This window comes from Sphingobacteriaceae bacterium, from assembly GCA_002319075.1.
GTDB lineage: Bacteria > Bacteroidota > Bacteroidia > B-17B0 > Aurantibacillaceae > Aurantibacillus.
On record NVQB01000001.1, the window covers coordinates 1,634,334 to 1,649,177 of the forward strand.

At 38.8% G+C, this 14,844-nt stretch carries 10 protein-coding genes; 4 read left to right on the top strand and 6 right to left on the bottom strand.

Annotation, left to right across the window (positions count from 1 at the left end; genetic code table 11):
* Positions 1–43 precede the first annotated feature (43 nt).
* The 6 genes from panB to CNR22_07315 form a co-directional block, all read right to left on the bottom strand.
* A complete protein-coding gene (gene panB, locus CNR22_07290) occupies positions 44–859 on the bottom strand; it encodes a 3-methyl-2-oxobutanoate hydroxymethyltransferase (protein PBQ31577.1) in 816 nt (271 codons plus the stop codon).
* Positions 860–938: 79 nt separating this feature from the next.
* On the bottom strand, positions 939–1,415 hold the full coding sequence (locus CNR22_07295; protein ID PBQ31578.1) for a hypothetical protein: 477 nt from the start codon (positions 1,413–1,415) through the stop codon (positions 939–941).
* Positions 1,416–1,425: 10 nt separating this feature from the next.
* Positions 1,426–2,316, bottom strand: a complete 891-nt coding sequence (locus CNR22_07300; protein ID PBQ31579.1) for a hypothetical protein — start codon at positions 2,314–2,316, stop codon at positions 1,426–1,428.
* A gap of 19 nt (positions 2,317–2,335) precedes the next feature.
* Positions 2,336–3,532 carry an ADP-forming succinate--CoA ligase subunit beta gene (locus CNR22_07305; protein PBQ31580.1) on the bottom strand — a complete coding sequence of 399 codons (1,197 nt, stop codon included), beginning with the start codon at positions 3,530–3,532 and terminating at the stop codon, positions 2,336–2,338.
* 108 nt (positions 3,533–3,640) lie between these two features.
* A complete protein-coding gene (locus CNR22_07310) occupies positions 3,641–6,367 on the bottom strand; it encodes a hypothetical protein (protein PBQ31581.1) in 2,727 nt (908 codons plus the stop codon).
* Positions 6,368–6,474: 107 nt separating this feature from the next.
* Positions 6,475–10,146, bottom strand: coding sequence for a hypothetical protein (locus tag CNR22_07315; protein PBQ31582.1), 3,672 nt, complete (start codon positions 10,144–10,146; stop codon positions 6,475–6,477).
* Between the two features lie 282 nt (positions 10,147–10,428).
* On the opposite strand from CNR22_07315, the gene fabG reads away from it, so the two are divergent.
* The 4 genes from fabG to CNR22_07335 all read left to right on the top strand — a co-directional run bounded on the left by fabG (position 10,429) and on the right by CNR22_07335 (position 14,816).
* Positions 10,429–11,175 carry a 3-oxoacyl-[acyl-carrier-protein] reductase gene (fabG, locus tag CNR22_07320; protein PBQ31583.1) on the top strand — a complete coding sequence of 249 codons (747 nt, stop codon included), beginning with the start codon at positions 10,429–10,431 and terminating at the stop codon, positions 11,173–11,175.
* Between the two features lie 83 nt (positions 11,176–11,258).
* A complete protein-coding gene (locus tag CNR22_07325; GenBank protein ID PBQ31584.1) occupies positions 11,259–13,274 on the top strand; it encodes a hypothetical protein in 2,016 nt (671 codons plus the stop codon).
* Between the two features lie 3 nt (positions 13,275–13,277).
* A complete protein-coding gene (locus CNR22_07330; GenBank protein ID PBQ31585.1) occupies positions 13,278–13,631 on the top strand; it encodes a hypothetical protein in 354 nt (117 codons plus the stop codon).
* 87 nt (positions 13,632–13,718) lie between these two features.
* Positions 13,719–14,816, top strand: a complete 1,098-nt coding sequence (locus CNR22_07335) for an acyl-CoA desaturase (GenBank protein PBQ31586.1) — start codon at positions 13,719–13,721, stop codon at positions 14,814–14,816.
* Positions 14,817–14,844: the final 28 nt, after the last annotated feature.

A 14,844-nucleotide genomic window follows, 5' to 3' on the forward strand; every position in this document is an offset into this window, starting at 1 on the left:
AAAAAAGCTGCCAGTTGGCAGCTTTTTTTTTATCTAATGTTTCTTAGTACTGTTCTTTATCACTCGGAAAGTCTTTGCTTTTTACATCGCCGATGTATTTTTTAAAAGCACCACTCATGCTCTCATATAGATTTAAATAACGTCTTAAAAACCTTGGACTAAACTCTGTATTCATGCCCAACATATCGTGTGTTACAAGTACCTGGCCGTCCGTGCCTCCGCCGGCGCCAATACCAATTACAGGAATAGAAATACTTTGTGAAACTTTTGTAGCAAGGGCTGCCGGAATTTTTTCGAGTACCAGTGCAAAACAACCATATTGTTCCAGTAATTTTGCATCTTCCATTAAACGCTCTGCCTCTTCTTCTTCTTTGGCTCTAACCGTGTAAGTGCCGAATTTATAAATACTCTGGGGTGTTAAACCAAGATGGCCCATTACCGGAATACCGGCTGTTAGAATGCGTTCTATGCTCTCTTTCACCTCTTTCCCTCCTTCCAGTTTCACACCATGTGCGCCACTTTCCTTCATTATTTTTATGGCAGATTTTAAAGCTTCTTTTGAATTAGCCTGGTAAGATCCAAAAGGAAGATCCACAATTACTAAAGATCTGCTTGTTGCACGTACTACACTACTCGCATGGTAGATCATTTGATCCAGCGTTATCGGCAGGGTTGTTTCGTGTCCTGCCATTACGTTACTGGCGCTATCTCCAACAAGTATCACATCTATACCTGCGCTATCAATAATTTTAGCCATTGTAAAATCGTAAGCTGTCAGCATGGCAATTTTTTCGCCGCGCTTTTTCATTTCAAGCAACGTATTGGTAGTTACTTTTTTTACTTCTTTGTGAACCGACATAGTAAAGGATCTTTAGAAAACAAAATTAAATAAAAAACCCAACCTGTGAGGGTTGGGTTATAAATGGGGTACAAAAGTACTAGAATCCTTGTTTGTCGGTGATCTTATGCTCGATCAACAAACCCACGCAAGCAGCATCAGCAGATTTATGCTTATCTTTTTCAGTAGCGCCTTGTGGCACCATAACTTCAATTACAAGTTGACGCGTACTTACACTTTGAAATTCAAAGATCTGAGTATCTTCATTTGCTTTGTTGTCGAATAATAATTCGTTGGTGCGGCCATCAAAAATCTTGTAGTTTACTTTTTCTCCAAGAATAGTTTCGCAGCATACAGAAATTCTGTAGTCCATCCCTTTGTAAATCACACAACGCAATTTGGAAACCATTCCCTGGTTAAACAAACCACTTTTGCTTTGTGCGTTGTATTGCCAGTTGCCACCTTTAGAGTCGTCAAAGACGCAGAATTTTCTGTGAAACTGTCCGCAAACAATCGTCTGAGAGAAAACAGTTGTACTTAAAGCGGCCGTTAAAATTAATGATAAGAAATATTTCATGGTCTTAAAATTATTTAGTTAAAGTGTATGAATTACGTACTGACTTAATTTTATCAGTAATAGTGATGTAAATCGCTTCTGTAATTACAAGTTGTTTACCACCTGTAAGAGTAGTTGCTTTTGGATCTTTTGCTTTTAAAGGCTTAGCTTCTTGTTCAGCTATTTTATTAAATTCAGCTAAAATACTTTCGAAATCTTGCTTCACTGCAGTTACATTTGGATCTGATTCGTGTTTCTTTAAGAACTCGATCAGATTTTCAAGCGTGTATTTTTGATCAGCAAGACGTTCTACTACAGGGCTGTCAGCTTTGTATTTTGCGAGGTTAATAGCTATATAGATACTTTCTAACCAACCACCTGCAACTACCAGGGCCAAAGTAGGACCTTGTTTGCTATCTTCTAAAGCTTCAAACGATGAAAAATAAACATCATCTGTAATAACCGCTAAAGAATCAGGAGAGCTGATATTGCTTTCTAAACGTTTTAAAACTTCAGGCTTAATGGCGGTAGATACACCGATTTGATCACCCATCATTTTAACGGTTTTAAAATATTTTAAAGATTCTGAACCAATCGAAAAAATACTGCAGTAACTTAAATCGCAGCTGTAAATACCGAAGTTTAAAGCTTTTGATTTTGCATCCGTATAATTTTTTTCGTTGGAAGGAGGATTCAAAAATGAAATATCCTTTGTTGTTCCACCTACCATTTTAATGAAGGTTAACATCTCTCCTGGTGAAGGAACCTGGAAAAAAGTCTCAGAAACAGGACCTTGTTTAGGCTCTTCTGTTTTAGTAGAATCTACTGAAGTCTCTGTGTCTTCAGATTTGTCTCCACCGCCGCAGCTGCTGAGTGAGAAGGCGGTAAAGGCGGACAGAACTAATAGGGTTGATTTATTCATTTTTTAAAGATATTAATTTTTAGTTTGCTTTTAACAATTTATTTACCAGGGAAGCAGCTTCATGAAATTCGATAGCTGAGTATACTTTTAAGCCTGATTCGTCAATTAATTTCTTAGCCAGTTCAGCGTTAGTACCTTGCAAACGTACAATTATAGGAACATTAATAGTGCCCATGTTATTGTATGCATCAACAATACCTTGCGCTACACGGTCGCAACGTACAATACCTCCAAAAATATTTACAAGAATAGCTTTTACATTTTTGTCTTTTAAAATAATGCGGAAAGCTTTTTCAACACGCTCTGCATTTGCTGTACCACCTACATCTAAGAAGTTAGCAGGCTCGCCACCACTTAATTTAATAATATCCATAGTAGCCATTGCGAGACCGGCACCATTAACCATACAGCCTACGTTTCCATCCAGCTTCACATAATTTAATTCTGCGTGTCTAGCTTCTACGTCTGTAGCATCTTCTTCGGTTTCGTCACGCATAGCCGAATAATCAGGATGACGGAAAAGTGCATTATCATCAAAAGATACTTTACTGTCTACCGCAATGATTTTGTCATCACTTGTTTTTAAAACAGGGTTAATTTCAAAAAGAGAAGCATCAATGCTTTCGTAAGCCTTATAAAGTGAGCTTACAAACTTCACCATTTCTTTGAATGCGTTTCCGCTTAACCCAAGATTAAAGGCAATCTTACGTGCCTGGAAGCCTTGTAATCCAACACGTGGATCAATTTCTTCCTTCCAGATTTTTTCAGGTGTGTGTTCAGCAACATGCTCAATGTCCATTCCACCTTCTGTACTATAGATAATTGTGTTACGCCCCTTTGCACGGTCAAGTAACACGCTCATGTAAAATTCTTTTGTAGGAGTAGCTCCTGGATAGTAAACATCCTGCGTAATCAACACTTTGCTTACTAATTTTCCGGTTGCACTTGTTTGAGGAGTAATTAAGTGCATTCCCAAAATATTGGTTGCCTTTTCTTTTACCTCATCAAGATTCTTTGCCAATTTAACTCCACCACCTTTACCGCGGCCGCCAGCGTGAATTTGTGCTTTTACAACCACCCAGTCACTGTTATATTTTATTTTTAATTCTTTCGCCGCTTCAACTGCTTGTTCAGGAGTTTCAGCTACAATGCCTTCCTGTATAGCAACTCCAAAACTTTTTAAGATGCTTTTCCCTTGGTATTCGTGAATGTTCATAGTAGATTAATAAGTGCTTCAAATGTAAGGTTTTATTTGTAATTGAAAAATGGCAAACAAAAAAACCCGGCAATTTATTACCGGGTTTCATCGAAATATAATCTCTAATTATCGAACAAGAGTTATGGTTCCTTTTTTATCGTAAGCAACTGCATCTTTACCTGATGATTTTACGGTGTAAAAGTAAACACCGGTTGCAGACTCTGAACCTTGCTGATTTTTACCATCCCATTCAACGTTACCTGTTCTGCTGATTAGATCGTAAACAACGTGTCCCCAACGATCAAAAATGGTCATATGGATCTCGCTAAGATTGGTTCCTTTAACAAAGAACAAATCGTTAACTCCATCACCGTTAGGACTGAAGATATTTGGAATAGTTAATTCTGAAGGGATATCTACTCTAATAACTTTAGAAGCAGTATCAAGACAAGCGCCTTTTGTAGAGTACATAGTTACCGTGTAAGTTCCGGGCTGTGTGTAAACAACAGAAGGAGAGATAGTAGATGAAATTGGGCCCGGTACAAAAGTTCCGTTTGCCGCAGTACTACCGCTGGTAGTAGCATTCCCGTAATTCCATGAACTTGTGATACTACTTGCTCCTGTACTAGACGTAGAATTATTTGTAAAATTAATTGTAAGTGGGGCGTAACCGGTTTGAACATCTGCACTGAAATCAGCCGTTAATGACCCATTTACGGCGGAAATAGTAGCCGTTTCTCTGCATCCATTAAGGGTATTAGTAACGGCTACAGTGTATATGCCCGGGAATCTAACCGGGAAACTTGCTACACTGTTACTGCCCACAATGGAAGTAGCAGTTGGGGCCGTCCATACATAACTAAACGAAGAACCATTGGTAACAGTAGGAGTTAAATTAATACTCTGTACACCACAATCTATTACGGTAGGTGAGTTAACTGCTATAATTGGAAAAGCCTTACCATCAAGAACTGTAAAAGTTCCCGTAGAAATACATCCATTATTTAAATCCCTACCAGTTAAAGTATAAACACCTACAGTTCCAGCCGTATATGTAGTGCTCAGCTGCAGTGGCTGCTGAGGTGATGGACCTCTCCATTCCTGGGCAGTTACAAAACTATTGGTTGGAAAACCGGTAGTTGCAGGAATGCTGGTTTTACTTTGATTGGTTAAGACAATAGTGGGAGTTAAGCAAGTGATCGAAACTGACGCTAATGCAGAAATTGATGTTGTTGGTGGGAAGAGATTCTGGTAAATAGGAACAACTGAACTTGATTTGCAAGTATTGTTATCGTTCGTTACTGTGAGCGTATACATGTTAGCAAGGGTAGCAGTAACTGGTAAAAGTGTTTGAGCTACTATCGAGTAACTGTTAACGTTGTTTGGTCCACCACCGTTTGGAATAAAACTCCAGTTATAGCTCACTCCTGTTGTATCACTAACACCCTCTAAGACTATACTAGGCGTATAACAACTTAAAATCTGAGTAGGAACAATGGCTGAATATTTTGGAACTGTTGTGTTTTGCAAAATAGAAATTTGCTGTCTCGTTTCACAATAGTTAGAATTATCTTTCACAATAACAGTCCATGTACCTGGCACATTCATAGAATAGGTGCTTATGGTACTTAAAGGCACTGTGCCAGTAGGAATAGTAGTAGATGTAGGAGGGCCAATTAATGTGTATGAAACAGAACCACCCGGGATAGGAGTTGTTTGTGCATTAATAATATTTATAGAGCCTGTGGCTTTTGCAAAACAGCCTAATGTAAAACTATTAGGGCTATTTACGTTAAATGTAGGGTAATTGTCATTACTGCTAACGGTAAAATTTTTTGTGGTAGTACAACCATTGGCATCATTTCTTAGAACATACGTGTAAGTTCCCGGAGCACCAGGAGTGTATATAGTGGTATAGGAAGTGGCTGAATAGGTAATGTTATTGGGAGCTGTAATAAGATGTGTAACGTTAACACTCGGACTACCCGTAACCGTTAGAGTCGGCGCTAAAGTTTGGGTACAGGTAATATTAAACAAAGATGCAGACATCATAGATGAAGGAACTGCAGTGTTTTGAACAATAGAGAACGTATACGTTTTAGTACAGCCAGAAACAGGATTTTGACCCAGAATAGTAAGTGTTCCGAGCATTGTATTATCTAAGTATATACTGTCGTTTTCAACAGGAGTAAAGGAAGAACCAGACCATGTGTAATTAAGCGCGGCATTCGTTCCGTACATTAAAAGAGTATTGGTTACACAGGTAATCGAATGTGTTGTACCGAAAGGGATAACAGAAAAAACTGCAGGAGCAGGTTGAGGAAGTATTGTAAAAGTTGCCATGGTTGTACATCCACCTGCCGCTAGCACAGCTACCGTTCCTGGGCCAGGAGTAAGGCCAGACACCGTTGTTTGTGTAGGAGAGAGTAAATTTGGTGGAATAGGCTGCCATGCAACAGTATAAGCTGGCGCGGGACTAGCTGGATTAAAACTCAGATTTATATTAATGGTATTAAGCGAATTTGTACAACTAGCCTGAGTAACGGTTGGAGCAACAATGGGTTGAGGGTTAACAGTTACCTGGATTACTACTGAATTAGTTACAACCGTAGTTCCTGTGCTGGTTCCTGAAGATACAAGAGTATAATTAGTTGTTACGTTCGGAGAGACCACAAAGTACTGAACATTTGTATTTGTATTCGTAATAGGGCTAAAGTTACCAGGATTTAGCGTAAAACTTGGACTTGATAAGGTGGATGTAGCCACGATTGTTGCCGAAGAACCCGCACAGATCATCTGAGCATTTGAATAAAAAGCCAAACAAACAAAAAGGAACGCAAATAGTTTTCTCATATTTTTATATTATATCAATTTGCAAATATACAAATACCTTGCTAGAATTTCCCAACAAATAAAAAATCCGGCCATTTTTGGCCGGATTTCAGGTAAATCTAAACATTTTAGCGGTAAATACTTAATGTTCCTTTGGTGTTAAATTCCTGTGTATCGGATCCAGAAGCTTTAATAATGTAAAAATAAGTTCCCTCTGCAACATCTTTTCCAGCTGCGTTTTTTCCGTCCCAACTAATGTTTCCTGTTTCACTTGTTAGTTCATAAACCGTTTTACCCCAACGGTCAATGATAACAGCGTGGATTTTAGTGAGGTTGGCTGACTTAAGGAAAAAGAAATCGTTTACACCGTCGTTGTTAGGAGTAAAAACGTTTGGAATCTCCATTTTGGAAGGTATTTCCACCGTAATAACTCTTTGCTTCGACTCAAGACATACACCTTTAGATGCATACAATGTAACAGTGTAAGTTCCAGCCTGGTTAAAGAGCGCTGATGTAACCTGATCAGTGGCAGCAGAATAACTAGCTGAAGAACCATTACCAAAATTCCAAACTGTTGCAATATTGGAGGTACCAGTTAAAGTATTAGAAGATGTCGAACTATTTGTGAAATTTACTGTTAAGGGTGCAAAACCCGTTATTTTGTCAGATTCGAAATCGGCAGTTAATTTTCCATTAATCAAAGTCATATTTCTTTTGGTTGAACAACCGTTTACTGAATTGGTAACTACAACGGCATACTCACCAGGTCTGTTTGTGGTTAACGTAGCAGCACTAACACTATTGATAGATGCAGTTGAGGGAGTAGTCCAGAGGTATATCAAATCCTTTTTATCAGCAACTTCAGGATCAAGAGTCATATTCTGAGAACCGCAATCTAACACTATAGAATCGGTGGAAGTTCCAAGAACAGGATAATTTTTATTATCTATGATCACAAGAGTAGCTGTCGATTGGCATCCATTATTCTGGTCGGTAATTGTAGCTGTATAAATTCCTACAGCGCTAGCAGTATAAGTTGTGCTGTTATTCAAAGGCTGCTGCGGACTCGGCCCTACCCATGATGCTGTTGCAGGTTTGTTGTTAAGAAATCCTGTTGCGGGCGGAATACTGGTCGTACTCTGATTTGTAAGCACTATGGTATTTGTTTTACAAGTAATAGAACTTGTTCCACCGCTTGAAATGCTAGCATTGGGCTTGAATAAATTTTGATAAATAGGTATTACCGAGGTGCTTCTACAAGTATTGTTATCTTCTGTAATTGCCAAGGTAAATGTATTTACCAGGGTTGTAGTAGGTGAAGAAGGTATGTTTACAACCTGTATGGTATCGCCTTGTTGCGAATTAGGAGTACCATTAAAACTCCAGAGATAAGATACGCTATTAGTCGTTGTTGTTTGTCCGAATAAAGTCACCTTCGGGTTGTTGCAATCAAGGATTGTTCTCTCAATTCTCGCACTGATATTAGGCGGTTGGGTATTTTGTAAAATAGATATTGGAATTCTTGTTTCACAAAAAGTTGCATTATCCTTTGTTACCACTGTGTATGTTCCTGGGGTACAAACTGTATACACACTCACTGTAGTTAATACACCAGAGGGAGTAGTAGAAGAGGTACTTGATGGTGGAATTAAAGTATAGGTAACTGGTCCTCCCGGAGGATCCGTATTTCCGTTTACAATATTTACTACCGCACAGCTTTTTGAACTGCAACCCAATGTAAAGTTTTGCGCGCTGCTTACATTAAAGGTTGGAAAACCCTGACTACATACCACACTAAATTCTTTAGTTGTAACGCAACCATTTACATCATTTACCAATACATGCGTATAAATACCGCAGGCTGGAGAGTACACCATGGTGTGTGACGTAGCGGTTGCTGTTCCGCCATAAGGGCTGGTAATTTTCATAGTAACATTTACACTCGGATTTGCTGTGGCCGAAACAGTTACTGCAGAAGTGTTACAGGTAATATTTTGAAAATTTGGTGAAATGGTACTAAGAGGGGCAATTGTATTTACCCCTATGCTTATCACACTATTATTTTTACAATTCGTGGCCGGATCAGTTATAAGAACTGAATAGTTTCCTGCGGTCGTCACAACTATTTCCTGAGTGGTATAGGTTTGGCTGTTATTTGCCCAGAAAAAATTCAGCGTGCCGTAACTGTAATTAGTTTGAACAGCGAGCGAAATTGTAGGCACCGCGCAGGTTATGCTTGGCGAACCAGTTGTATTTACAAGATTAAATGTTGGAACAGGTGCCGCTGACAGTATTCCCAGAGTCTGAGTAATAAGACATCCTAAAGGGTCGCTGGCTGTGACACTTACAACATTTGTAAAGTTGGATGCAGGTATGGTATAGGTACCTACTGTGGTGGCACTATTTAAAGATAGTGGATTTGGAGACCAGGTTATGGACGAGGGATTAGCAGCTGATCCGGAAGGTGTTAATGTAATAACAGCCGTTGAATCTCCACAACCAGCCTGCTTGACGGAAGCCAGTAAAAGAGGTGCCGGGGTAATGGTAGCTTGAACCACACGCCCTATCGGAGCGCAGGAACCTGGAGGATTCATATAAAGCGTGTAGGTGGCAGAAAGTGTAGCGGTAAAACAGGTGTTTGTAAGCGAGGGCACCGAGTAATTTGCAGGAACATTTGGTCCGGCCCATGAGTAGGGTCCGAGTCCGGGTGTGGCACAGATCGTAGCTCCCAAAGCACCGCAAGTTGGCACAGTTACGCTGGTTGTTCCTGCGGAAAAAGCCTGGCCGTTTCCGGTAACAACCATTGGAGAACATTTAGAATCGAAGTAAAAATAAGCTCCATGACCACCAGCATTACAATCCACTACGGTAATGTCAATTTGCACCATGCTATTAATATATTGGGTTAGATCGAGTGCAGAAGTTGTCCAATTTGAAAAACTCCACCCGGCAGCCTGATTACCAGTACATGCACTAAATGATGGGCCACCTGCCGGAATTGTAAAAGTACAACCCGCTCCCGGAACAGAGATAGAAATATTCGGACATGTGAGAAGGGTTGAGGTACCGGTTACGGTGTTCGTAATGGTTACTTTGATATTAAAGCCTGGCTGGTCGCAACATCCATGACCGCCATCTTCGATTACGGCAATGTAAGCATATTGAAATAACGCGCTTGAAGGAGTAGGAATAAATGATTTTGACATACGTACCGCTTTAGCTCCCGCTGCGCCATCATTTAAACGAATAAAAGAATTCCCGGCAGGGCTAGTATTTGATCCAGAACTGAAATAAGAGCTTACAGTCATTGGGATGCGTGTATCAGTGGTTGCGGCTGCAAAAACTGTATAAAGACCAGGTGTTGAAGTAAGCTGGGGAGGATTACAGCTATTACTGTTCGTACCAGCCTGAAGAGTCCATCCCTGCACAGCAGCTGGCGCCACGAGATTGGAAGTGACTAATTCAAAATCTTCATTATTACAAGCGCCGCCATTGGATGGCATAGGTCTGGCTGAAGGCGAATTTTGAAATAAAGTTTTAGGCGTAATAGACTGAATACCATATTTTTGGTTTACATAAGTTCTTTTTGCTCTATACATAAACACCTTGTACTCGTTTCCAAAGAAATTACCTGCTAATGCACCCGCTGAGGCGGCCTGTTCGTCAAAACCATTAACTGAATCTCGTGAAAAGATGTAGGTTGTCATACTCTCTACATAATTTGATTGGGCATGACTTTTTTGATAAAATGCTGAAAGAAGCACAAAGACAGCAATTGTTTTTTTGATAGTTGATTTCATTGATGGGGTAATTTTTAAAGTACGCACTAAACTACTTATTTTTTAATTCCTTAACAAATAGTGTGCCGAAAATAAAGTCTGTTAATTTTTTATTTTTTTAGCTAAAAATACAGGCATTAACAGTTAAGCTGTTTTTAATTAATTCTATACTTACGTGCGGGTAACTCCTATTTTATAAGCGCAAGAAAACATTCAACTGCCGCAGCCATAAACAATTTTGTGGCTGTAATTTAAGCTGCCTCAAAAAATTAAACTTATCTTTGAATCTTTACACATTTAACTATGCAATTATTAGAAAATAAAGTAGCCCTTATTACAGGCGCAACAAGAGGAATTGGGAAAGGCATCGCTTTAACCTTTGCAAAAAATGGAGCTAATGTAGCTTTTACCTATGTGAGTTCAGATGAAAAGGCCAAAGCGCTTGAAGCGGAATTGGAAGCTTTCGGCATAAAAGCTAAAGGATATAAAAGTGACGCGGGAAATTTTAAGGCCGCAGATGAACTTGTGACTACCGTTGTAAATGATTTTGGCACTATAGATGTTCTAGTAAATAACGCAGGTATTACCCGTGATGGACTTTTAATGAGAATGAGCGAACAACAATGGGATGAGGTAATGAACGCCAATCTTAAATCCGTTTTTAATCTTGTGAAGGCCGTGCAAAGACCAATGTTAAAGGCTAAGAAAGGCTCTATTATCAACATGAGCTCAGTAGTTGGGGTAAAAGGAAATGCAGGTCAAAGCAATTACGCAGCTTCAAAAGCAGGAATTATCGGTTTTACAAAATCGATCGCTCTTGAATTAGGTTCACGCAATATTCGCAGTAATGCCATAGCTCCGGGATTTATTGAAACTGAAATGACAGGCGCCCTTGACGAAAAAGTTGTTCAACAATGGCGTGATTCTATTCCTTTAAAGCGCGGTGGATCTGCCGAAGATGTTGCCAATCTAACTTTGTTTTTAGCGAGCGACATGAGTGCTTATATAACCGGCCAATGCATTAATGTTTGCGGCGGCATGTTAACTTAATCTTTCAGCAACCCCCGGTAATTCCTAAGATCTTGTTCTCTAAACTTATAATTAATAGTCCCTGGTATTTTTTTTTACTGAGCTTGGTTTTAAGCGCTGCGATTAGCCTTTTGCTCTATTATAAGAATAAAAAAAATTCCGAGGCTTCCACAACTGTTCTTAAAGGAATGGCCGCTTTAAGATTTTTAAGTTTCTTTTTTATTTTACTTTTCCTGCTGAACATTTTTTTTAAGCATCTGCAAAATGAGACTGAAAATCCGATTGTGCTTTTGGCCATAGATAATTCCAGTTCGATCAGGTCTTCAGCCGACAGCGCTTTTGTACAAGGAGATTTTTTGAATCAGCTCGAAAAAGTCAGATCAAAACTTGGAGAAAAACACACCCTTAAAACGGTTTTGTTCGGCAGTAAAGCCCAAACTTCTGATGAAAAGGCAACTTTTTCGGAAAAAGAAACAGATCTTGAAAACCTGGTGAATGAAGTTGAAAATAATTATTCCAATCAAAATATCGGGGCTTTAATTGTTGTTAGCGACGGCATTTACAACAAAGGCTCTAACCCGGTATATTCTGCCGAAAAATTAGGCTATCCTATTTACACAGTGGCCATGGGCGACACTAATGAAATAAAGGATGTTCTTATTCAAAAAGTAAACCATAATCAGGTGGCGTATGCAGGAAATAATTTTCCTGTGGAAGTGGTTGTGAATGCTAAGAAATTTGCGGGTAAGGAGGTAATAGTTAGTCTGCTGGAAGGTGGGACTGAAAAATCCAAACAAACTTTAAAGATCGCTTCTGATAATTTTTTAAGTACCTGCAATTTTACTCTGAGCGCTTCTAAAGTGGGAGTTGTGAGGTATACTGCGAAGGTTTCCATTCTGGATGGCGAAAAAAATACCGCTAACAATAGTCAGCCATTTGTAGTAGAAGTGATTGATAATAAGGAAAAAATTCTTTTGCTGGCGGTAATTCCTCATCCGGATGTAGCGGCTATTAAAGAAGCCATTAGTGACGGCACGAATTACGAAGTGGACTATGCTTTAACGCAGGATTTTACCAAACCTGTTAAGCCCTACAGTCTTGTTATTATACATGGTTACAGTGCTGCCCAGGCTCAGCTTATTGCAGACTGCAAAAATAACCTCGTGCCCTTTTGGATCATTAATCCGGCAGGACCAGAAAATCTTCCGGGGCTAAAAATCAGCGGTTCTTTAAACAGATACAATGATTCGGAACCTTACATTGAAAATTCGTTCGGTCTCTTTACAATTAGCGATGACTTAAAAAAATTCGCAAAAGATTTACCCGCTGTAAAAACTTTTTTTGGAAACTACAGCATAGGCAATGGTTCGAATAATTTGATCAATCAGCGTATTGGCCAGATAGAAACGGAGAATCCTATTTTATTTTTTACAGAATCAAGTGGATTAAAAAGTGCCGTTTTTTTAGGAGATGGATTATGGAAATGGAAATTTCGTGATTTTGCCGAACATAAAAATTTCAATTTATTTACCGAATTAATCAGTAAATCGGTTCAATATCTTTCTGTTAAAAGCGATAAAAGTTTTTTCAGGGTAAGCGCTCCAAAAATTATAAATGAAAATACAGAAATAGAGCTAGGTGCTGAGGTGTATAATAAAAGTTATGAATCTGTTACAGATCCTGATGTTACGCTGGTGCTGACAAATTCAGAAGATAAAAAATTCAATTATACGTTTAGTAAAACAACTTCCGCTTATAAATTAAATATTGGTGTTCTTCCCCCGGGCGAATACCGTTATGAAGCCTCTGTAAAAAACAACAAGGAACTTTTTGTCAAGCAAGGAGTATTTGCTGTAAAAGAGGTTATTTCGGAAAAAATAAATACGGTAGCAAATCATCAATTACTTTACCAGCTGGCAAACCGCAGCAACGGCAAATTATTTTATCCAAATGAACTTCAAAAACTGGAAGATGACTTATTAAAAAGCGACAAAATCAAAGCCATTACCTACTCGCAAATTTCCACTTCTTCTTTGATCGACTTAAAATGGTTGTTCTGGCTAATACTTGGACTTCTTTCTGCAGAATGGTTTTTTAGAAAACGCTTTTTATCTATCTAAGCAATGAAACTCAGTTTTTATTTTTCAGTGGTAGTTTCAGTGAGCCTTTTCCTTGGCAGCTGCAGCTTGCCTAAAATAGAAAAAGAAGCTCCCGAAATAAACGTAATTGCACCAAATTCCGAATTCTGTATTATTTTACCTGAGAATCATACAACGGGGTATTTATGGCAATTAAGTCCGACTTTCGACGAGGGAGTTGTTACCCATATCAACGATGTTTGGCATGGAAATGAAAAAGGAATTTACCTGAATTTCAGCAGCCTTTCTGCAGGACAAACCACTCTTAGTTTTGTATCCCGTAAATACCAGGATACGGCTGAAATAAAGCACTTTATTGTTAAAATCGAAAGGGATTAAATGCTCATGTCCCCGCTTTTACTATCTTTACCTTCGGCTAAAAAGCTCCGACAGCTATCGGCATAAAAACTATCACCAACTACACAAATGAGTAATCAGACACAAAAAATTTTAAGATTTAACAACTCTAACCGACAGTTTTACACAGAATTAAAAAAGAGGGTTGACGCGTATTTCAAAGAAAATCAAGTAAGTAAAAATGGAAATATAAACATGTACCTTAAAACGGTATTTATGTTTGCTGCCTATTTTGTACCCTATTTTTTAATTCTTTTTAATGTTTTCGAAAGTAAATTTGTTTGGTTTCTGCTAACCGTTTTAATGGGGTTTGCGATGGCGGGTATTGGCTTATGCGTTATGCACGATGCCAATCATGGCAGCTACAGTAAAAATACAAAGTTCAATAAAATTCTAGGGTATATTTCTATCAGCCTTTTAGGTGGTTTTTCGTTAAACTGGAGAATACAGCACAATGTTATTCATCACACTTATACAAATGTTCACGAGCACGACGAAGACATCGCTCCTCCGGGATTTATGCGTTTTGAGCCGCATTCCGACAAAAAGTGGATTCATAAATTGCAGTTTTTATATGCCTGGTTCTTTTATGGTATGATGACTTTGATGTGGAGTACTACGAAAGACTTTAAACAACTTGCTCGTTACAATCAGAAAGGCCTTTTAAAAGGAGCCAACACTACTTACGGTGTAGAACTTGCCTTGCTTATTACCTGTAAACTAGTTTATTACGCTTACATGCTTTTACCTTATTTTCTTATTAAGGAACTCAGTTTTTTACAGTGGCTTTTAGGATTTGTAATTTTGCATTATGTTGCGGGCATGATACTCGCTATGATTTTTCAGCCTGCACACGTGGTGTCGGAGACTGAATTTCCTCTACCAAATGATGAAGGTAGTTTTGAAAATCACTGGGCTGAGCATCAAATGAGAACTACAATGAATTTTGCTACCGGAGATCCACTATTTTCCTGGTTAGTTGGTGGTTTAAATTACCAGGTGGAACACCATTTATTTCCGACCATTTCGCACGTTCACTATCCAAAAATTTCTAAGATAGTAGAGGAGACGGCTAAAGAATTTAATGTTCCTTATCTATCACGAAAAACTTTTGTGGGAGCTTTGTGGTCGCACGAAGTAATGCTTTGGAAATTAGGCCGGGTATAACCAAAAATCGCTTTATATTAAGAACGCC